At 66.0% G+C, this 22076-nt stretch carries 14 protein-coding genes; 13 read left to right on the top strand and 1 reads right to left on the bottom strand.

What is annotated here, in order from left to right:
* Positions 1–233: 233 nt before the first annotated feature.
* From C556_RS0112470 to ubiB, 4 genes are all read left to right on the top strand, one after another.
* Positions 234–611 carry a gamma-butyrobetaine hydroxylase family protein gene (locus C556_RS0112470; RefSeq protein ID WP_018748590.1) on the top strand — a complete coding sequence of 126 codons (378 nt, stop codon included), beginning with the start codon at positions 234–236 and terminating at the stop codon, positions 609–611.
* Between the two features lie 141 nt (positions 612–752).
* Positions 753–1490 carry a bifunctional demethylmenaquinone methyltransferase/2-methoxy-6-polyprenyl-1,4-benzoquinol methylase UbiE gene (ubiE, locus tag C556_RS0112465; protein ID WP_018748589.1) on the top strand — a complete coding sequence of 246 codons (738 nt, stop codon included), beginning with the start codon at positions 753–755 and terminating at the stop codon, positions 1488–1490.
* Positions 1487–2068, top strand: a complete 582-nt coding sequence (locus C556_RS0112460) for a ubiquinone biosynthesis accessory factor UbiJ (RefSeq protein WP_018748588.1) — start codon at positions 1487–1489, stop codon at positions 2066–2068. The genes ubiE and C556_RS0112460 overlap by 4 nt, the downstream gene beginning before the upstream one ends.
* Entirely contained in the window at positions 2068–3585 is a 1518-nt protein-coding gene (gene ubiB / locus C556_RS0112455; protein WP_018748587.1) for a ubiquinone biosynthesis regulatory protein kinase UbiB, read from the top strand. The genes C556_RS0112460 and ubiB overlap by 1 nt, the downstream gene beginning before the upstream one ends.
* Positions 3586–3726: 141 nt before the next feature.
* Here ubiB and C556_RS0112450 read toward each other — a convergent pair whose 3' ends face one another.
* On the bottom strand, positions 3727–4572 hold the full coding sequence (locus tag C556_RS0112450; protein ID WP_018748586.1) for a PhzF family phenazine biosynthesis protein: 846 nt from the start codon (positions 4570–4572) through the stop codon (positions 3727–3729).
* Positions 4573–4668: 96 nt separating this feature from the next.
* On the opposite strand from C556_RS0112450, the gene ppc reads away from it, so the two are divergent.
* The 9 genes from ppc (at position 4669) to C556_RS22305 (ending at position 21913) form a co-directional block, all read left to right on the top strand.
* Positions 4669–7428, top strand: coding sequence for a phosphoenolpyruvate carboxylase (gene ppc, locus C556_RS0112445; protein WP_026263053.1), 2760 nt, complete (start codon positions 4669–4671; stop codon positions 7426–7428).
* A gap of 40 nt (positions 7429–7468) precedes the next feature.
* Positions 7469–8131 (top strand): hypothetical protein, encoded by a 663-nt coding sequence (locus tag C556_RS0112440; protein WP_169338617.1) that lies wholly within the window; start codon positions 7469–7471, stop codon positions 8129–8131.
* Between the two features lie 831 nt (positions 8132–8962).
* A complete protein-coding gene (locus C556_RS21715; RefSeq protein WP_211214724.1) occupies positions 8963–10990 on the top strand; it encodes a glycosyl hydrolase family 18 protein in 2028 nt (675 codons plus the stop codon).
* Positions 10991–11501: 511 nt separating this feature from the next.
* Positions 11502–11855 carry a hypothetical protein gene (locus C556_RS23015; protein WP_157236145.1) on the top strand — a complete coding sequence of 118 codons (354 nt, stop codon included), beginning with the start codon at positions 11502–11504 and terminating at the stop codon, positions 11853–11855.
* 169 nt (positions 11856–12024) lie between these two features.
* Positions 12025–13959, top strand: a complete 1935-nt coding sequence (locus C556_RS0112420; RefSeq protein WP_018748580.1) for a glycosyl hydrolase family 18 protein — start codon at positions 12025–12027, stop codon at positions 13957–13959.
* Between the two features lie 216 nt (positions 13960–14175).
* The gene (locus C556_RS0112415) at positions 14176–16710 is read left to right on the top strand and encodes a glycosyl hydrolase family 18 protein (protein WP_018748579.1); all 2535 of its coding nucleotides are present in this window, start codon (positions 14176–14178) and stop codon (positions 16708–16710) included.
* A 134-nt stretch (positions 16711–16844) separates the two neighbouring features.
* The gene (locus C556_RS0112410; RefSeq protein ID WP_018748578.1) at positions 16845–18518 is read left to right on the top strand and encodes a chitinase; all 1674 of its coding nucleotides are present in this window, start codon (positions 16845–16847) and stop codon (positions 18516–18518) included.
* A 177-nt stretch (positions 18519–18695) separates the two neighbouring features.
* Complete coding sequence (locus C556_RS21710; protein ID WP_083930572.1) at positions 18696–20282, top strand: carbohydrate-binding protein; 1587 nt, start codon at positions 18696–18698, stop codon at positions 20280–20282.
* Positions 20283–20386: 104 nt separating this feature from the next.
* Entirely contained in the window at positions 20387–21913 is a 1527-nt protein-coding gene (locus tag C556_RS22305; protein WP_018748576.1) for a carbohydrate-binding protein, read from the top strand.
* The last annotated feature ends 163 nt before the right edge of the window (positions 21914–22076 follow it).

Here is a 22076-nt window from a genome sequence, read left to right as displayed (position 1 = left end):
GCGTCCACGCTGGGCGACAGGCGTAGCCGGTCGAATCTTGAAAGGCCGCCGCAGGCGCGGGGTAAGCGCAATGCGGCCGCCGCGCCGTGCGATGGGCCTGTCCGCCGGCGCCCGCCATTGGTCGGCTGCGCGGCGCACCACCGAAAAGCGCGGATGCGTCGGCGCGGACTGAACAGCCGCCGCCCAAGGCGCTATCATGGCGGCTTGCCGCAGACCTTTCCGCAAGGTGTCCCATGGCCGGGCTGAATCCCGACTCCGCAGTCCCCACCGATATCGTGCTGCATCGCCTCAGCGCCACCCTCGAACTGGCGTTCGACGATGGCGCCCGCTTCAACCTGCCCGCCGAATACCTGCGCGTCTATTCGCCGTCCGCCGAAGTGCGCGGTCATGGCATCGGGCCGGGCGTGTTGCAGGTGGGCAAGCGCGGCGTGAACATCACGGCGATCACCCCGGTCGGTCATTACGCCGTGAAGCTGGTGTTCGACGACGGCCACGATTCCGGCCTGTATTCCTGGGAATACCTGCACCAGCTGGGCCGCGAGCACGCGCAACGCTGGGCCGAGTACCTCGAACGCCTCGCCGCCGAGGGCGGTTCGCGCGATCCGGCATGAGGCCCGCGATGGACGCCTTGGCCCACCGATCCCCGATTGCCCCGGCTGGCGCCGCCCGCAACGCGCCGGCCCGCCTTCCTTCAATGGCTGTCTCGCCCATCGCGGCGGCAAGCCTCCCCGTCACGCCCTAAAGAGAGCGCCATGTCCGACTCCACCACCCATTTCGGCTTCAAGACCGTCAACGAGACCGAGAAGGCGCAGAAGGTCGCCGAGGTCTTCCATTCGGTGGCGCAGAAATACGACGTGATGAACGACCTGATGAGTGCCGGGCTGCACCGCGCCTGGAAGTTCTTCACCATCGAAACCAGCGGCGCCAAGGCCGGCGACCGGGTGCTGGACATCGCCGGTGGTACCGGCGACCTGTCCAAGGCGTTCTGCAAAAAGGTGGGCAAGACCGGGCAGGTATGGCTCACCGACATCAACAGCTCGATGCTGGGCGTGGGTCGCGATCGCCTGCTCGACGCCGGCTTCGCGGTGCCGACGGCGCAGTGCGACGCCGAGAAGCTGCCGTTCCCCGACAACTACTTCGACATCGTCACGGTGGCGTTCGGCCTGCGCAACATGACCCACAAGGACGCCGCGCTGGCCGAGATGTACCGCGTGCTGCGTCCCGGTGGGCGACTGCTGGTGCTGGAGTTCTCCAAGGTGTGGGCACCGCTCAAGCCCGCCTACGACCTGTATTCGTTCAAGCTGCTGCCGTTCATGGGCAAGCTGGTGGCGCAGGACGCCGATTCCTACCAGTACCTGGCCGAGTCGATCCGCATGCACCCGGACCAGGAAACACTGAAGGCGATGATGCAGGACGTGGGCTTCGGCCGCGTCGAGTACCACAACATGTCCGCCGGCATCGTCGCGCTGCACAAGGGGTTCAAGTTTTGATCCTGTCCCGGCTGCTGAACCGCCTGCTGGCGCATGACGCCGCGGCGTCCGCCGAGCTGGCGCGCCATGCCGGGCGCACCGTGCGGCTGGAGTTTCCCGTCATCGCCGACACGCTGGCGATCACCGCCGACGGCCGCTTCGCCGATCCCGATCGCGGCCCGGCCGATCGCGGCCCGGCCGAAGCGACGCTGCGCCTGCCGCTGGCGTTCTTCGTCGCCTTCGCCTTCGATCGCACCGCCGCGCAGCAACGGCTGGCGCTGGAAGGCGATGCGGAACTCGCTGCCGGGGTGGGGCGCGTGCTGGGCGGCATCCGCTGGGATCTGGCCGACGAGCTGTCGCAACTGGTGGGCGATGTCGCCGCGCACCGCGTGGTGTGGCTGGCGGGCAAGGTGGGCGGTGTGCCGGGCGCCATCGGCTCGCGCATGGCGCTGCACCTGATCGAATACTGGCGCGACGAGGCGTCGCTGCTTGCCGACAAGGACGCCGTGGCGCGCTTCTGCGGCGACGTCGATACCCTGCGCGACGACGTGGCGCGCCTGGACAAGCGCCTGCAACAACTGCTCAAGAAATCCGCCTGATGCGTCTGTTACGTCTGTTCAAGATCGCGCGCGTGGTCGTGCGTTACGGCCTCGACGAATTCCTGCTGGGCCACGAGCGCGTGCATGGCCTGCGCCCGCTGATCAACGGCCTGTTCTTCTGGCGCCGCCTGGACGCGCCGCGCGCGGTGCGGCTGCGGCTGGCGCTGGAAAGCCTGGGACCGATCTTCGTCAAGTTCGGCCAGGTGCTGTCCACCCGCCGCGACCTGCTGCCCGAGGACATCGCTGACGAGCTGGCGCACTTGCAGGACCGGGTGCCGCCGTTCCCCGGCGAGGTGGCGGTGGCGGTGATCGAGGCCAGCCTGCGTCAGCCGCTGGAGTCGCTGTTCGCCGAGTTCGACCGCACGCCGGTGGCGTCGGCGTCCATCGCCCAGGTGCACCGCGCGCGGCTGTTCAACGGCCAGGCGGTGGCGGTGAAGGTGCTGCGTCCCGGCATCGCGCCGGTGATCGAAAGCGACCTGGCGCTGATGCGGGTGATGGCGGCGCTGGTGGAAAAGCTGTTCGTCGACGGCAAGCGCCTGCGCCCGCGCGAGGTGGTGGCCGAGTTCGACAAATACCTGCACGACGAACTCGACCTGATGATCGAGGCCGGCAACGCGGCGCAGCTGCGGCGCAACTTCCTCGGTTCCGACCAGTTGATCGTGCCCGAGGTGTATTACGACTGGACCAGCCGCGAGGTGCTGACGCTGGAATGGATGGACGGCATCCCGGTCGGCCGCGTCGACGAACTGCTCGCCGCCGGCATGGATCTGAAGAAACTGTCGCGCTTCGGCGTGGAGATCTTCTTCACCCAGGTGTTCCGCCACGGCTTCTTCCACGCCGACATGCACCCCGGCAACATCTTCGTCGCCGCCGACAATCGCTATATCGCGCTGGATTTCGGCATCGTCGGCACCTTGTCGGACAGCGACAAGCAATACCTGGCGATCAACTTCCTGGCGTTCTTCAACCGCGACTACCGTCGCGTCGCCACCGCGCACATCGAATCGGGCTGGGTGCCCAAGGACACGCGGGTGGAGGAACTGGAGTCGGCGGTGCGCACCGTATGCGAGCCGATCTTCAACAAGCCGATCTCGCAGATCTCGTTCGGCCAGGTGCTGCTGCGCCTGTTCGAGACCAGCCGCCGCTTCAACGTGGAGATCCAGCCGCAACTGGTGCTGCTGCAAAAGACGCTGCTCAACATCGAGGGCCTGGGGCGCCAGCTCGACCCGGATCTGGACCTGTGGCAGACCGCCAAGCCGTTCCTGGAGCGCTGGATGAACGAGCAGATCGGCTGGCGCGGGCTACTGGCCAACCTGAAGCACGAGGCGCCGCAATGGGCCGCCGTACTGCCCAGCCTGCCGCGCCGCCTGTCCGAACTGGCCAGCGTCGATCACGTCGGGCTGCTGGTCGAGGGTTACCAGGGGCTGATGGGTGAACAGCGCAAGCGCAACTGGCTGCTGGGCGCCATCGCCGCGCTGCTGGCGGCGCTGCTGGTGACGTTGTGGTGGCAAGCCTGAACCCCACACCTTGAACCACCGAGGACAGTGAGGACGGTGAGATCCACAGAGGAAAAACAGGAACTCACGGGTACGGTTTTCTCCGTGCGACTCCGTGTTCTCACCGTCCTCTGTGGTTCAAGATTTGGGGTTCAACCCCCCTCACCACTCGATCTCGCCGCCACCCACCCGCCACACCTTGCCGCCGACGCGCACGTGGCGGGCGTCGTCCACGTGCAGGTGCAGCACCGACAGCCGCGTCACCAGGCGATGGATGGTGTGACCCTGCTCCAGCTTGAGCGACAGCGGCGGCTTGCCGCCCTGGTTCAGCATCCAGCCGCCGATGGCGGCCGCGGCGGTGCCGGAGCCGAATTCCTCGTACAGGTTGAACTGATCCGAATTGAACACGCGCAGCGTGGCCAGATCGCCGTCCCGGCACCACACCGCGGCGGCGGACACCTGGCCGGGCGCCTGCGCGTACTGCGCCAGCAGCGCCGGGTCGGGCGTCGCCTGCAACACGCTCTGCCGGCTGCGCGTCTCCACCAGCAGGATGTCCATCCCGGCGTTGATGAAGCGCGGAACACCGGCGACGTCCTGCGCTTGCAGACCCAGCCCGGCGGCCAGCGTGGCGACGTCGACGCCGCTGGGGCGCGCGGCGGCGGGGCGCGAGTGGAACCACCACAGATCGTCGTGAGGCCAGACGCGGGTGTCGCCATGGGTGCCGTAGAACAACTGCGGCCCGCGCTCGCCGGTCAGTTGGGCATAGCTGGCGGCGGCGGCCAGCATGGCCTGGCCGGAGAACGGCTGCTCGTATTGCGGGGTGTAGACACGCAGGCGGCGATGCGCGACGTCGAGGAACACCGTCTCGGGCGCCTGGAGCTGGTAGGCCAGCGCCTGCATGGTGCGCGCATCAGGAAACTCGGGGGTTTCGCAGACCACGACGCCACCGCCGCCGGTGCGGCGCTCGCCGAAGACATTCAGGTGATGGAAGCGCAAGAGCAGGGCCATGGGTATTCAGCACGCTGTATTTGAGCGACCAAGGGGGGGCTTTGTTGATACAATGCCGCGGATTTGTCCACAAAACGCCTCCATAGTCCCACCGCCATGTCCGTACTAGAACCGATTGCTGAGAAAGACCTGCCGCTTAAGCGCGACCTTGATCTGTTGGCCCGGGTGTTGGCCGACACCATCCGTGAACAGACCGGACCGGCGATTGCGGAGCGCATCGATGCAATCCGCGATCTGGCATTCCGTTATGTCCAGGGCGACGATGCCGAAGCCGGCCGCGCGTTGTCGCGCTCGCTGTCCTCGCTCGACCCGGAAAGCACCGTGGCCCTGGTCCGCGCGTTCAGCTATTTCTCGCACCTGTCGAACATCGCCGAGGATCTGCACCACAACCGCCGCCGTCGCGCGCACCGCATGCAGGGCTCGACGCCGCAGCGTGGCAGCATCGCGGCCGCGATCGATTCGCTGGTTCAGCGTAATGTGAAGCCTCACGACATTCTGGGGCTATTGGGTGAAACACTCATCGCGCCGGTGCTGACCGCCCACCCCACCGAGGTGAAGCGCAAGACCATCCTCGACTGTCACCGCGCCGTGGCGGAGCTGCTGTCGCAGCGCGACCGCTACGCCATGACGCCGGAAGAAGAGGTCGCCAACCAGGAGGCGCTGGAGCGCGTGCTGCTCACGCTGTGGCAGACCCGCGAGATCCGTACCTTCAAGCTGAAGGTGCAGGACGAGATCGAGAACGGCTCGACCTACTTCCGCAACACCTTCCTGCATGAACTGCCGCGCCTCTACCTGGATCTGGAAGAGCGCCTGTCGAAGCTGACCGATCAGCCGGTCAGCCTGCCCAACTTCATCCACGTCGGCAGCTGGATCGGCGGCGACCGCGACGGCAACCCGTTCGTGACCGCCGAGGTGCTGCGCTACGCCATCTCGCGTCAGTCGGGCCTGGCGCTCGACTACTACTACCAGCAGCTGGGCAAGCTGGAGAACGAACTGTCGATGTCCACCCGCCTGGTGCAGGTGGACCAGCGCCTGCAGAAGCTGGCCGACGAAGCCCAGGTGAACGCGGAGCGCCGCTCCGAGGAACCGTACCGCATCGCGGTCGGCTATATCCGCGCCCGCGTGTTCGCCACCGCCACCCAGATCGGCACCTTCCACCATGCGCTGCACGACGTGGCGCACGCGCCGGCGTACAACAGCGCCCACGAACTGGCGTACGACCTGGAGACCGTGTTCGATTCGCTGCTGGCCCATGGCGGCGCCAAGCTGGTGAACGGCCGCCTGCGCCGCCTGCGCCGCGCGGTGTCGGTGTTCGGCTTCCATCTGGCGCCGGTGGACATGCGTCAGCATGCCGGCACCCACGAACGCGTGATCGCCGAGCTGTTCGAGAAGGCCGGGCTGGAGGATTACCTGGCGCTGGACGAAGCGTCCCGCCGCGTGGTGCTGCTGCGCGAGCTGGCCAGCCCGCGCCCGCTGATCTGCCCGTACATCGACTACAGCGCCGACGTGCAGAAGGAAATCGACATCCTGCGCGCCGCCGAGGAAATGCAGGCGCGCTACGGCGAGGCCGTGCTGCCCAACTACATCATCTCCAACTGCGAGTCGGTATCCGACATGCTGGAGGTGGCGGTGCTGTTGAACGAAGTGGGCCTGGTGCAGCTGGCGCCCACGGTGCGCGCCAAGATCAACATCATCCCGCTGTTCGAAACCATCGGCGACCTGCGCGGTTGCGGCCAGATCATGACCGATCTGTTCTCGCTGCCGCAGTGGCGCCAGATGCTGTCCTGCCGCGATCTGGTGCAGGAAGTGATGCTGGGCTATTCCGACTCCAACAAGGATGGCGGTTACCTCACGTCGAACTGGGAGCTGTACAAGGCCGAGCTGAATCTGGTCGAAGTATTCAAGCAGGCCGGCTTCAAGATGCGCCTGTTCCACGGCCGCGGCGGCACGGTCGGCCGCGGTGGCGGCCCGGCCTACGACGCGGTGCTGGCGCAGCCGGCCGGTTCGGTCAACGGTCAGATCCGCATCACCGAGCAGGGCGAGGTGATCGCCGCCAAGTACGCCGACCGCGAAGTCGGCCGGCGCAACCTGGAGATCCTGATCGCCGCCACGCTGGAAGCCAGCTTCCCCGAGCCGCCGCCAGAGGATTTCGATCCCACCGATCGCCGCCGCCTGATGGAAGGATTGTCGCTGCGCGCCTACCAGGCGTATCGCGATCTGGTCTACGCCACGCCGGACTTCATCACGTACTTCCGCGAAGCCACGCTGATCAACGAGATTCCGAACCTGAACATCGGTTCGCGTCCGGCCGCGCGCAAGAACACCAACTCGATCGCCGACCTGCGCGCCATTCCCTGGGTGTTCAGCTGGTCGCAGTGTCGCCTGTCGCTGCCCGGTTGGTACGGCTTCGGCACGGCCATCGCCGAATACCTGAAGGACAAGGGCGACGAGGGCCTGGCCACGCTGCGCGAGCACTACCGTACCTGGCCGTTCTTCCAGGTGACCATCTCCAACATGGAGATGGTGCTGGCCAAGTCCGACATCGCCATCGCCGCGCGTTATTCCGAGCTGGTGAACGACCAGGACATCGCCAAGCGCATCTTCGAGCGCATCAAGGGCGAATGGCAGCGTTGCGTCGATGCGGTGCTGGCCATCACCGAGCACGAGGAACTGCTGGGCGACAACCCGATGCTGGCGCGCAGCCTGGACAACCGCCTGCCGTATCTCGACCCGCTGAACCACTTGCAGGTGGAGCTGCTCAAGCGCCTGCGCGGTGGCGAGGAAAGCGAGGAACTGCGCCACGCGGTGCATCTCACCATCAACGGTATCGCCGCCGGCCTGCGCAACAGCGGCTGAGTGCCGCCAACAAAACCTTCCTGGCGGCGTCGCGCACAACTTGCCGTACTACACGTACTGCCTGCGTTTCGCGCTTCTTGCCAGGACCGCTACGCTGGGTTTTGTTGACCGCTCTGCGCGCGGCCTTCCGCTGCAAGAAAAAGCCCGGCCAAGTGCCGGGCTTTTTCTTGTGTGGTGGGATGGCCGGCACGGCGCGGGCATGGCTATCATGCAGCCCATGCCCGTCCTGCTCCGTCGCCTGTCGTTGTTGGTCCTGCTCTGCCTGCCCCTGTCGGGCAACGCGGCGAGCAAGGGGCGCGTGCCGACCCATTTCGGCGACCGCATGGAAGCCGCGCTCACCTGCCGTTCCGAGTTTTCCACCGCCCATTGGCGCGACTACTTCCGCACCTATCTCGGCACACCGCTGCGCACCTGGGGCGAGGCGGAATGGTTCGACGCCCAGAACGCGGTGCTGGCGGGCAACGCCGCCCGGGAAGTCTTCGTCAATCTGCCGGAAAGTGGGGCGCTGATGGTCGGCGCGCTGATTCCATCGCCGGTGGCGGATGTGCGACGCAATATCGAGCAGCGGCTGTCCATCCGTTTCGAACCACTGCCCGGTCCTTATCCGCGTTATCTCTCCAAATTCGGCAGCGTGCTGGTCGGCCTGCCCAATCGCCAGACCAAGTGGTACTGCGCGCGCTGGCATCTCGGCAATCGCCCTTAGGGCGAATCGACCTTCAAACGTGGCAGCGAAGGACGAAGGCCGGAGGTATGGCTGCGTTGTCCTTGCTCGTGGGCATCACTCCATCGCTCGGCACGCCTTGCCCTGCATCCCGGCCTTCATCCTTCCCTAAGGGTTGGCTCGCGGCCCGGCGTCTGGCCATCCAGCCCACGAACCTGCGCATCCCTCGCTGAGGGTCGATTGTCGTAGGCGCCGATCCCATCCGGCTGGCTAATACCACCGCGCCATTAAATTTGTCAGTTTGGCGCTTGCATTCAATTCGTCCGCGAAAAAATCCCAATATTCCTTTTTTCTAATGGAGTAGGCGTTTGTTGGAAAAGCGAAAGTATCGCTAGCAGGCACCGGGATAGCCGTTTGCTTTCTCTTACTGCATTTCGTCGGCGACAGGCGTGCGTTGCAAGTAGTCTTTGACTGCAAAACTACGAAATGCAGCGCACCATTTCTACATCAGATAACGTTTATATTGCATCGCAACATGGTGCATACATCGCTGCATGTGGCGTTTTGCTTATGCCCAAACCCTGTGCTGGTGCAACGCAAAGAGGTGTGGTTTGGTGCATTTCGTAGTCGAATTACAAATTGACGTTTGACCGACGAACGGCGGAAAAAGAGGGGTGCAAGGTCCGGGTTGACATCCAAAAGGTCATGAGTGGTAATGAAGCCTGTCTACGCCGACTACACGCCCAGGTAGTCAGGCGCCGGGAAATGAAGCCAGTGATGCTGTCAGAAAACTGACTGGTGGATCCCCGGCAAGACCAGTGGATGCGCGTGAATAACGCCAATCAAGAGGATGGAGACTATAAGATGTCGCAAATGAATCGCTTCTTCGTACTGGCCGCAATTCCTGCGGCGCTGGTGGCGGTGCAGGCCTATGCCGCCAACCCGGCCTGGCAGGAAGGTACTACTTATAATGCGGGGGCTCTGGTCAGCTACAACGGCCACGATTATCAAGCCCTGGTGACCCACACCGCCTATGTCGGTGCCAACTGGAACCCTGCCTCCACGCCGACGCTGTGGAAGGACCTGGGTGTTTCCACCGGCACCACTCCGACGCCGACTCCCACCCCGACCCCTGTGGTCACTCCGACGCCGACCCCGGTCGTGACGCCGACCCCGACGCCCGTGGTCACCCCGACCCCGTCCGTCACGCCCACCCCGACCGCTACCTGCTACGCCGCGTGGAACGCCTCGTCCGCCTACACCGGCGGCACCCGCGTGACCTACAACGGCGTGAACTACGAAGCCAAGTGGTGGACGCAAGGTGACAACCCCGCACAATCCGGCGAATGGGGCGTGTGGAAGAGCCTGGGCAACTGTGGCGGTGCCACGCCGACGCCGGTCGTCACTCCCACCCCGACCCCGGTTGTCACCCCGACGCCGACCCCGGTTGTCACCCCGACGCCGACTCCCGTTGTGACCCCGACCCCGACGCCGGTCGTGACGCCGACGCCGACCCCGGTCGTCACCCCGACGCCGACTCCGGTCGTGACGCCGACTCCGACGCCGGTGGTCACTCCGACCCCGACTCCGGTGGTGCCGACCCCGACGCCGGTCGCCGGCAAGATCGTCGGTTCGTACTTCGCCCAGTGGGGTGTGTACGGTCGTGGCTATGAAGTCGCCGACATCGTGTCCAGCGGTTCTGCCAGCCAGCTCACGTTCCTGAACTACGCCTTCGGCAACCTGTACGTGAAGAACGGCGGTTACGAGTGCGACATCCTGACCCGTACCGAAACCGGTAACGGCGACGGTGGCGATGCCTGGGCCGACTTCGGCCGTACCCCGAGCCGTCGTGTCGACCCGAGCGACGCGATCAAGTGGGACGACAAGATGGCCGGTAACTTCCGCGAGCTGAAGGCGCTCAAGGCCAAGTTCCCGAACATCAAGAACATGATCTCGCTGGGTGGCTGGACCTGGTCCAAGTGGTTCTCGAATGCCGCCGCCACCGACGCGCTGCGCAAGCAACTGGTGAAGAGCTGCATCGACATCTACATCAAGGGCAACCTGCCGGTGGTGGATGGTCGTGGTGGCGCCGGTGCCGCAGCCGACGTGTTCGACGGTATCGACATCGACTGGGAATTCCCGGGCGTGCAGGGCGTGGGCTACAACACCGTGTCGGCCAACGATGGCGAGAACTACCGCCTGTTGCTGGCCGAGTTCCGCAAGCAGCTCGACGAGCTGGGTGCGACCACGGGCAAGCACTACGCGCTGACCATCGCACTGGGCGTGGGCAAGGACAAGCTCGACAAGATCAACGTCGGCTCGTACGCCCCGTACCTCGACTGGATCAACATGATGACCTACGACTTCAACGGCGCGTGGGATCTGACCCAGACGAACTTCCAGTCGCATCTGTACCGCGATCCGGCCGCACCGAACGACAAGTGCAGCGGCAAGGCTGGCGATACCTGCTTCGGTGACCGTAGCCTGGTGTCGTTCTACAACACCGACGACGCGCTGACCCAACTGCTGTCGCAAGGTGCGCCTGCCAACAAGCTGGTGCTGGGCCTGCCGTTCTACGGACGTGGCTGGACTGGCGTGCCGAACGTCAACAACGGCCTGTACCAGAAGCCGACCGGCGCCGCCAAGGGGACGTACGAAGCGGGCATCGAGGACTACAAGGTGCTGAAGAACGCCGCCGGCACGGTGTATGTCCACCCGGTGACCAAGCAGTCGTACAAGTACGACGGCACCAACTGGTGGAGCTACGACACCCCGGCCGTGATCCAGACCAAGGTCGACTACGCCAAGTCGAAGGGCCTGGGCGGTGTGTTCAGCTGGGAGCTGGATGGCGATACCGCCGACGGCGAACTGGCCAAGGCCATGGGCAAGATGCGCCAGTAAGATCAAGCAACAATAACGGCAGTACTCGATTAACCCTCCCGCTCGCGGGAGGGTTTTTTATTGTCGGCGCGTGGTGTGGCAACACCGCGAATGCCCCAAGGCCCTCCCGGATCGGGAGGGTTTTTTGTTGGGGTCGATCCATAAAAATAATGAATTGCTGATTCTCCAATTCGCCAGGTGCTGGGGTTGGAGCGTGCGCTTTCTTTTGTAATTTTTGCAGCGGGTTTGACGGCGATGAAAGGCCGTATTGCGGCGATTGAAGGGCGGGAGAATTAGAGAAAGATTGTTGATTTTATTGGGTGGGCGGCCGATGATAATTGTGGGTTGTCACACGATTGGCAACCCTCAAAAATTAAAAGATCGGATGGATGGATGGAGATGAAACCCAATGGCGCTGCCACGCGATTGTACGCTGCCGCATGCCTGTCCTGCGCATGCCATCTCCCCGTGCTCGGCGCGTCTTTCCCCTGCGCCGCATCGTACCACTGAGCACGGGTCTTCCCGTCGGGCCTTGAGCCGCCGCAGCCTGCGGCCGGCCATGGCGGCCCGGCGCGTGCCGCGTGGGCGCCCGTTCCGCGCCACTCCCTCCCTTTCGGTCTGTGCAAATCGGCGTCCGTATGAAATTGGCCAACTGGTATTCCTGGATTGTCGGGTCAATACCAGACCGTTCGTTTCGGATGAATGGAAGGCCAATTCGCCCCGGCCGTATTCCGCGCCGATCCATTCGTTATTGGCCAATGCCGACATTGTGGTTGCCAATTGGTTGACGCCCGTCGCCGGTGATTGGAAGTCGTCGGGCGCCATGCCGCGGCGGCTGGCCGTCGATTCCATTGGCGCGCCGATTGTGCGCATTTCTTTCGGTTGAACTGGATTTCGGCGGCTTGCGCTGCCGGATAGCGGGCGGTTTCGTACCGTCCGACTTGCCTTATCCGCAGCCCACGCGGCGGATTTCTGCAAAGCGCATCGATGGCCACCCGCCACCCGGAAGTACGTGGCGGGGCACCAGGTCATCACTGATAGAGGATGGAGTGAGAATGTTCAACAAAGCCAAAGGACGCGCGCGTCATGCCGTCCTGATCACCCTGCTGTCGCTGTCGGCCGGCGTCTTCGCCGCGCCGGCATGGCAGGAAGGCAGCACCTACACCGCGGGCACCGTGGTCAGCTACAACGGCCATGACTACAAGGCCCTGGTGACCCACACCGCCTACGCCGGCGCCAACTGGAACCCGGCCGGCACCCCGACCCTGTGGCAGGACCTGGGCGCCAGCACCGGCACCCCGACGCCCACGCCGACCCCGACGGTAACCCCGACGCCGACGCCCGTCGTGACGCCGACGCCGACTCCGGTCGTGACCCCGACCCCGAGCGTCACCCCGACGCCGTCGACCTCCACCTGCTATCAGGCCTGGACCAGCACCGGTGTCTACACCGGCGGCACGCGCGTGACCTACAACGGCGTGAACTACGAGGCCAAGTGGTGGACGCAGGGCGACAACCCGGCGCAATCCGGTGACTGGGGCGTGTGGAAGAACCTGGGCAACTGCTCGGGCGGCACCACCCCGACGCCGACGCCGGTGACGCCCACCCCGACGCCGGTGACCCCGACGCCGACCCCGGTCACCCCGACCCCGACACCCGTGACGCCGACCCCGACGCCGGTGACGCCCACCCCGACGCCGGTCACCCCGACGCCGACCCCGACTCCGGGCGTTGCCCGTCAGGCCGGTTCGTACTTCGCGCAGTGGGGCGTGTACGGCCGTGGCTACGAAGTGGCCGACATCGTGTCCTCCGGCGCCGCCGCCAAGCTCACCTTCATCAACTACGCCTTCGGCAACCTCTACCAGAAGAATGGCGGTTACGAGTGCGCGACCGGCATCGACAAGCTGGAGCAGGGCGCGACCAACCCGAACGCGCCGGATGCCGGCACCGGTGGCGACGCCTGGGCCGACTACGGTCGCACCCCGTCCCGCCTGGTCGATCCGAGCAAGCCGTACACCTGGGATTCGCCGGTGGCCGGTAACTTCGGCGAACTGAAGGCGCTGAAGGCCAAGTACCCGAACCTGAAGGTGCTGATCTCGCTGGGCGGCTGGACCTGGTCCAAGTGGTTCTCGGCCGCGGCCAAGACCGACGCGCTGCGCAAGCAACTGGTGAGCTCGTGCATCGACACCTTCATCAAGGGCAACCTGGCCAGCTACAGCGGCCGCGGCGGTCCTGGCACCGGTGCCGGCATCTTCGACGGTATCGACATCGACTGGGAATTCCCGGCCGTGATCGGTCAGCCGTACAACACCGTGGCGCCCGAGGACAAGCAGAACTTCACGTTGCTGCTGGCCGAGTTCCGCAAGCAACTCGATGCGCTGGGTAGCGGCCACAAGCTGCTGACCGTGGCCATCGGCGCGGGCAAGGACAAGATCGACCAGACCGAACCGGCCAAGTACAGCCAGTACCTCGACTGGATCAACGTCATGACCTACGACTTCCACGGTGGCTGGGATGCGCAAGGTCCGACCAACTTCCAATCGCACCTGTACCCGGATCCGGCTGATCCCTCGATCGGTGTGGCGCGCAGCTACAACATCGACGACGCGATCACCGCGCTGGTCGGCGCCGGCGCACCCGCCAACAAGCTGATCGTCGGTATCCCGTACTACGGTCGTGGCTGGACCGGCGTGGCCAACGTCAACAACGGTCTGTACCAGGCCGCCACCGCCCCGGGCCGCGGCACGTACGAAGCCGGTATCGAGGACTACAAGGTGCTGAAGAACGCCGCCGGCACGGTGTACGTCCACCCGGTGACCAAGCAGTCGTACAAGTACGACGGCACCAACTGGTGGAGCTACGACACCCCGGCCGTGATCCAGACCAAGATCGACTACGTGAAGTCGAAGGGCCTGGGCGGGATGTTCAGCTGGTCGCTCGACGGTGACCTGAACGGTGAACTGACCGGCGTGATGAGCGCCGTGAAGTAAGCCGGAACACCGGCAGTGTCCGCCCCGGCAACGGGGCGGGTTTCCGGCGCGGCGCGCTTTCCCTGTGAGGGCGCGCCGCCCGGTTGCCCGACCGCGGCAGCAGACCGCAGCGGGCCAGCCTGCGCCAGCAGGATGGGGACATGTCCGACGGCACCGCCGTCGACAGACCGCACAGACGCCATCAAGGCGTCATTCAACGAGATGGAGTGAGCACAAATGAACCGCAATGCACGCAATCTTCGATTGCTCGCGGCGGGCCTGGTGGCGCTATTGACCGCCGCGGGCCTGTACGCCGCACCCTGGGCCGAAGGCAGTACCTATACGGCCGGCACCGTCGTGCAATACAACGGCAAGGACTACAAGGCGCTGGTCACCCACACCGCCTATGTCGGCACCAACTGGAACCCGGCCGCCACGCCGACGCTGTGGCAGGTGGTGACGTCCTCGCCGACGCCGACCCCGACGCCCGTGGTGACCCCGACGCCGACTCCGGTGGTCACGCCGACCCCGACCGTCACCCCGACCCCGGTGGTGACCCCGACCCCGACGCCTGTCGTCACCCCCACCCCGACCCCCGTGGTCACCCCGACCCCGACGCCGGTGGTGACCCCGACGCCCACCCCGGTGACCCCGACCCCGCCCGCCGGCACCTGCCCGACCTGGGCGCCGGGCCTGTCGATCACCGCCGGCTCTTCGCTGCTGTACAACGGCAAGAGCTACAAGGCGCTGGTCACCCACACCGCGCAGGCCGGCTGGGATCCCGCCAGCGTCGGCGCGCTGTTCCAGCCCGACACCGCCTGCGGCGGCACCACGCCGACCCCGACCCCGGGCGGCCCCACCCCGACCCCCGCGCCGACCACGCCGTTCTGCGCGCCGGAATGGGTCGCCACCAAGATCTACCCGAAGGGCAAGGTCGTCGGCTACAAGGGCGCTGCCTATGAAGCGCTGGTCGATACCTACGCCATTCCGCCGGACAGCACCGTCTACACCAACCAATGGAAGCTGGTGGGCGTGCCCAACGGCGACCTGTGCCCGGTCTCGGTGCCGAACAACATCAACTACGGCACCGCGCAGCCGGTCACCGGCAACGCCAACTCGGGCGTGGTCAAGCCGGCGGGCGCCATCAGCGCCACCCGCATTTCCAATACCGCGTCCACCGCGGCGGCCGGCACGCGCGGCGGCATCAACCCCGCCACCGATCCGGGCGGCAACCATCCGGGCTTCGACGCCGATACCGGCGGTCGCGTCGCCAAGCTGCCCCCCGGCACGCTGACGCTGCAACACAACGTCTACACCGCCACCGCCGGCCAGGAGCGCGTGGCGTACCTGGGCGACTGGGCGATCTACGGCCGCCGCTTCGACTTCAGCAAGCTGCCGGTGAAGAACCTGGACCGCCTGGTGTACGGCTTTGCCGGCATCTGCTTCCCCGCCGCGAAGAACACCCAGGATCCGGGCTTCCCGACCACGGCACCGGCCGCGGTCAACCGCACCTGCGGTCTGGGCACCACCAAGCTGCCGGACGGCGCGATGGCGATGGCCGACTACGAGGCCGCGTTCCTGCGCAACCAGCCGGGCGGCCAGACCGCCAAGATCTCGGGCATCGAAGGCATGTACGAGATCGGCAAGGACGACGTCGGCGGCGTGTTCGGCGTGCTGTACAACCTGCGCAAGGCCAACCCGAACCTGAAGCTGGATCTGTCGGTGGGCGGCTGGACGCTGTCCGAGGGCTTCCCGTGGATGGCTTCCGATCCGACCCGGCGCAAGGTGTTCGTCGATTCCATCGTCGCGTTCCTGGAGCGCTACGACTTCGACGGCATCGACATCGACTGGGAATACCCCGCCAGCGATGGCGCGGTGCCCGGCATGGCGCGCCCCGACGATCCGCAGAACTACCTGCAACTGCTGAAGGACCTGCGCGCGGCGATGGACTGGCTCACCGTGAAGACCGGCAAGAAGTACCGCCTGTCGTCGGCGATCCCGGCCACCCAGGGCAAGATCGACAAGCTGGCCTGGACCGAGATCAACAAGTACCTCGACCGGCTGTACGTGATGACCTACGACCTGACCGGGGCGTGGGAACGCAACATCAGCCATCACACCCCGCTCTACAACAACCCGAACGCCAATGGGTCGTCCACCGGGTCGTCGGCGAGCTGGATGATCGAGTACCTGAATCGCCAGTACGGGGTGCCGTTCAACAAGATGATGATCGGCGTGGCCAACTACCACCGTTCCAAGGCGATCCTGCCGGGCGACATCACCGAGTACACCAACGGCCTGAAGGGTGACACCACCTTCGGCGACCCGAACTGGACCGGTACCTCGTTCATCACCGGCATCGCCGGCGTGGGCAGCTGGGAAGCGGGCGTGGTCGAAGGCTACGACCTGTACCAGAACTACCTCGACCGCGAGATCAAGCCGCGCAACGGGTATCACCTGTACACCGACAAGCTGTCCAACGCCGACTTCGCGGTGAACCCCATCGGGCCGAGCGGCTGGTCGTACATCTCGCTGGAAACGCCGCGCACCGCGGGCCTGAAGGCGCAGTACGCCAAGGACAAGGGCCTGGCCGGGGTGTTCTTCTGGCAGATCGAACAGGACAACGGCTACAACCTCAACGCCGTCAACCACGTGCTGGGCAACACCCTGGTCAGCGACGTGGCCGACGGCAAGCCGCAAGACCAGATCGCCACCTGCGGCGAGAACGTCACCGCGGCCGAGTGCAAGGAGCTGATCAAGTCGATCAAGTAAGGCGTTTTTGAGGCTGACCGCCCCGCTCCCGATTCCGGGGCGGGGCGCCGGCTTTTGGTCGGGTGCGCGCCGGTGCGCGCCACCCATTGCAGTACCCATAAGGAGGATGGAGAGTGAAATACCCCAACAGACTGATGACCCGCATCCTGGCCAGCGCCGTGTTCGCGCTGGGCGTGATGGCCGCGCACGCCGCGCCGGCCTGGCAGGAAGGCAATACCTACGCCGCGGGCACGGTGGTCAGCTACAACGGCCACGACTACAAATCCCTGGTGACCCACACCGCCTACGCCGGCGCCAACTGGAATCCGGCGGCCACCCCGACGTTATGGCAGGACCTGGGCGTCAGCAGCACCACGCCGACGCCGACCCCGGTCACGCCGACCCCGACGCCGGTGACCCCCACCCCGACCCCGGTCGTCACCCCGACGCCCACTCCGGTGGTGACCCCGACCCCCAGCGTCACCCCGACGCCGACCACCAGCTGCTACCAGACCTGGGCCAGCGGCTCGGTCTATACCGGCGGCCAGCGTGTGACCTACAACGGCGTGAACTACGAAGCCAAGTGGTGGACGCAGGGCGACAACCCGGCGCAATCCGGTGACTGGGGCGTGTGGAAGAACATCGGCAACTGTGGCAGCACCACGCCGACGCCGGTGACCCCGACGCCGACGCCCGTCACGCCGACTCCGACGCCGGTGACCCCGACGCCGACCCCGGTCACGCCGACCCCGACGCCGGTGACGCCCACGCCGACGCCGGTGACCCCGACGCCGACCCCCGGCAGCGACGGCCTGCCCAAGCACGTGCTGGTCGGTTATCTGCACGCCAGCTTCGCCAATGGCTCGGGCTACATCCGCATGGCCGACGTGTCCGACGCCTGGGACGTGATCAACCTGTCGTTCGCCGAGCCGACCTCGTCGACCAGCGGCCAGGTGGCATTCAAGATGTGTCCGTCCACCGAGTGCCCGAACGTCGAATCCGAAGCCGAGTTCATCGCCGCCATCAAGGCCAAGCAGGCCAAGGGCAAGAAGGTACTGATCTCGATCGGTGGCGCCAACGGCCAGGTGCGTCTGGAAAGCCCCGCCGCCGCGACCGCCTTCGTCAATTCGGTGTCGGCCATCATCGACAAATACGGCCTGGACGGCCTGGACGTGGACTTCGAAGGCCACTCGCTGCAACTGAACGCGGGTGACAACGACGTCGCCAATCCGACCTCGCCGGTGATCGTCAACCTGATCAGCGCGCTGAAGCAACTGAAGGCCAAGTACGGCAGCAAGTTCGTGCTGACCATGGCCCCGGAAACCTTCTTCGTGCAGCTGGGCTACAGCTTCTACGGCGGCACCTGCGCCGGTTGCGACACCCGCGCCGGCGCCTACCTGCCGGTGATCTACGCCATGCGCAACGATCTGACGCTGCTCCACGTGCAGGACTACAACTCCGGCCCGATCACTGGCCTGGACAACCAGTACCACACGATGGGCAACGCCGACTTCCACGTGGCGATGACCGACATGCTGCTGAAGGGCTTCAAGGTTGCGGGCACCAGCTTCCAGTTCCCGGCGCTGCGCCCGGAACAGGTGGCGATCGGCCTGCCGGCCAACGGCAACGCGGGTGGCGGCTTCACCAGCGTCGCCGATGTGCAGACGGCGCTGAACTGCCTGATGAAGGGAACCAGCTGCGGCAGCTACAAGCCGTCGGCCAGCTACCCCAACATGCGCGGTCTGATGACGTGGTCGGTCAACTGGGACAAGTTCAACAACTTTGAATTCTCGACCCAGCATCGCGCGTACTTCAATGCCATGCCTTGAGCTGAGGAACTAGGGCGAATCGCCCTGGCACCCGCCCGGCGCAAGCCGGGCCTATAACAAGCCGCCACCGGCAACGTGGCCACCGGTCCCTCGGTCGGCCGTGGTCACGTTGCCGGATGCGCGGTCCCGGCACCAACGAGTGCCGTACCCCCATCCAGGGACAATGGAGAGTGTGCAATGCAACCAAGACATCAAGCACGCCGTAGCGTGCTCGGCGGGCTGCTGCTCGCGTTCGCCATGCTGGCGGCGCATGCCGCGCCGGCCTGGCAGGAAGGCAACACCTACACCGCCGGCACCGTGGTCAGCTACAACGGCCACGACTACAAGGCGCTGGTGACGCATACCGCGTACGCCGGCACCAACTGGAATCCCGCCGCCAGCCCGACGCTTTGGCAGGACCTGGGCGCCGGCAGCGGCGCCACACCGGCGCCGACCCCCACGCCCACCGCTGTAACGACCCCGGCGCCCACGCCGGCCACCCCCACGCCGGCAACGGGTAGCTGCTACGCGGCCTGGGGCGCGGCGGCGGTGTACAACGGCGGCGCACGTGTGACCTACAACGGCGTCAACTACGAAGCCAAGTGGTGGACTCAGGGCGAGAACCCGGCGCAATCGGGCGCTTGGGGCGTGTGGAAGACGTTGGGCAACTGCGGTACGACCACGCCGCAACCCACCCCGACTCCGACTCCACGGCCGACGCCCACGCCGACGGTCCAGCCCACGCCGCAGCCGACTCCAACCCCGACCCCGCAACCGACCCCGACGCCGGCACCCGGCTGCGCCGACTGGTCCGCTGTCGGCCGCTACGGCGAAGGCGCGGTGGTGCGCTATCAGGGACAGAACTACCGCGCGCTGGTGCCGCACGCGCTCGGGCCCGGCATCAACTGGACACCCGCCAACACCCCGGCACTGTGGCAGGCCGGCGGCAGTTGCCCCGGCACGGCCACTCCGCCGGCGAAGTTCGCCGCGCCGCCGGCGACCTGGCAGGAGCACTGGTTCGAGCACCAGCAGAACATGGCGCTGATCGCGTACAACGACACCGTCGCCATCTACTTCGACGCCGACGTCAACCGCGACGCCGGCAAGTGGATGCTGCCCTACCTGACCCGCATGTGGCAGTACGCCCAGCAGACCTATGGCCCGACCACCCTGGCCACCGACCGGCTTTACTCGCTGCACCACGAAAGCAAGTACTGGGGCGGGCACCCGTCCACCGTGTACGACGCCTCGCACGACTACCGCAATGTCAGTGACGTCGGCGGCGGCAACTGGATCAACCCGCAGTACGAAGTGGTCACCCACGAGACCGGGCACGTGGTCGAGTCGATCGCCAGCGGCAAGCACGGCTCGCCTGCCTTCCCGCTGTGGGGCGACAGCAAGTGGATGGAGTTCTACATCTACGACGCCTATGTCGGGCTGGGCATGAGCCAGCAGGCCACCGAGGTCTACAACCGCTGGATGGCCGGCAGCGACAGCTTCCCGCGCGCCGGCACCTACTGGTTCCGCGACTGGTTCTATCCGCTGTGGCGCGACCATGGTCGCGCCCAGGTGATGACGAAGTACTTCCAGTTGCTGGGCCAGTACTTCCCCAACAACGGCCGCGACTACACCCGCAACCTGAACTGGGGCGAATACATCCACTTCATGAGCGGCGCCGCCGGCAAGGACTTGAAGCCGCTGGCGACCCAGGCCTTCGGCTGGCCGGCCGACTGGGAAACCCAGTTCCAGCAGGCCAAGCGGGATTTCCCGAACATCCGCTATTGATCGGGGAGGGCGCCAGCCGGCGCCCGTCCTGGTCGGAATGCGCCGCTGCGGCGGCGACATAGCCATGACGCGCACGACGCGTCGATCACTAGGAGGAGAAGAAGATGTTGAAACAACCCACGCGCGCGACGCGACTGCTGCTGGCGCTGGTCCTGGCCGGCGGCGTGATGGCCGCGCATGCCGCGCCGGCCTGGCAGGAAGGCAATACCTATAACGCCGGTACCGTGGTCAGCTACAACGGCCACGATTACAAGGCCCTGGTGACCCACACCGCCTATGCCGGCGCCAACTGGAACCCGGCGGCCACCCCGACGCTGTGGCAGGACCTGGGCGTCACCAGCGGCACGCCGACGCCGACCCCGACGCCGGTCACACCCACCCCGACCCCCGTTGTCACGCCGACGCCGACCGCGGTGGTGACGCCCACGCCGACGCCGGTCGTCACCCCGACCCCGACGCCCTCGACCTGCTATCAGGCCTGGACCAGCGGCGGCGTCTACACCGGCGGGGCCCGCGTCACCTACAACGGCGTGAATTACGAGGCCCGCTGGTGGACCCAGGGCGACAACCCGGCGCAATCCGGCGAGTGGGGCGTGTGGAAGAACATCGGCAACTGTGGCGGCGTCACGCCGACTCCGACGCCGGTTACCCCGACGCCGACCCCGGTTACCCCGACTCCGACCCCGGTCACCCCGACCCCGACGCCCACCACGCCGACCCCCACGCCGTCGTCGTCGATCCGCTTCGCGCCGTACATCGACGTGAGCGGTAGCATGGATCTGTCGGGCTGGGCGCAGGCCACCGGCGGACGTTACGTGTCGCTGGCGTTCTTCAACTCGGCGGGCGGCTGCAATGGCGGCTGGCCGACCGGCGAAGCCGGGCTGCTCAGCCAGGCCAATTCGCTCAAGGCGTTCGGCGGCAACGTGATCGTGTCGTCGGGCGGCTGGAACGCCAACGACCTGGCGCGCAGCTGCACCGACGCCTCGGCGCTGGCGACCACCTACGAAAACGTGCTGGACCGCTTCGGCACCAACCGTCTGGACCTCGACCCCGAAAACGCCCCGGGCAACAACAACCTGGAGGTGGCGGTGGTCGATCGCCGCAACGCCGCGCTGAAGATTCTCCAGGATCGCGCCAAGGCCAAGGGCAAGACCGTGTTCGTGTCGTACACCCTGGGCGTGAACCCGGACGGCGGCTTCAACAGCGAGAACCTGTACGTGCTGCAATCGGCCAAGAATGCCGGCGTCGAAGTCAGCCTGGTCAACCCGATGATCATGGATTACTACGACGGCGTTTCCGGCAACCAGATGGGCGCCCGCTCGATCCTGGCGTTGCAGAAGGTGCATGCCCAGATCAAGAACCTGTGGCCCGGCAAGACCGACGCCCAGTACTGGGGCATGCTGTCGGCCACCGCGATGATCGGCCAGAACGACACCCCCGTCGAAGTGTTCACCCTGGCGGATGCGCGCCAGGTGCGCGACTTCGCCAAGCAGCAGGGGATGGGGATGCTGACCTTCTGGTCGTTGGGCCGCGACAACGGCAACTGCCCGGGCAACACCGCCGCCAACTGGCAGTGCAGCGGCATCGTGCAGAACCAGTGGGACTTCAGCCGGATCTTCGGCGAGTTCTGATCTTCGACAACGCCCGAAACAACCCCGCCGCGGCGGGGTTGTTTCGGCGTCGAAAAGGACATATCGGTGCATGACTGCATGCTTCATCAGCATTTGCTGACAACGACTGGTATGCGTATGTCCTGCCGAAAAGCCCACCGGATACCGTCGATTTGCTGATAAT

It is taken from the genome of Chitiniphilus shinanonensis DSM 23277 (assembly GCF_000374805.1).
Lineage (GTDB): Bacteria > Pseudomonadota > Gammaproteobacteria > Burkholderiales > Chitinibacteraceae > Chitiniphilus > Chitiniphilus shinanonensis.
This window is presented reverse-complemented; position numbering and strand designations above follow the sequence as displayed.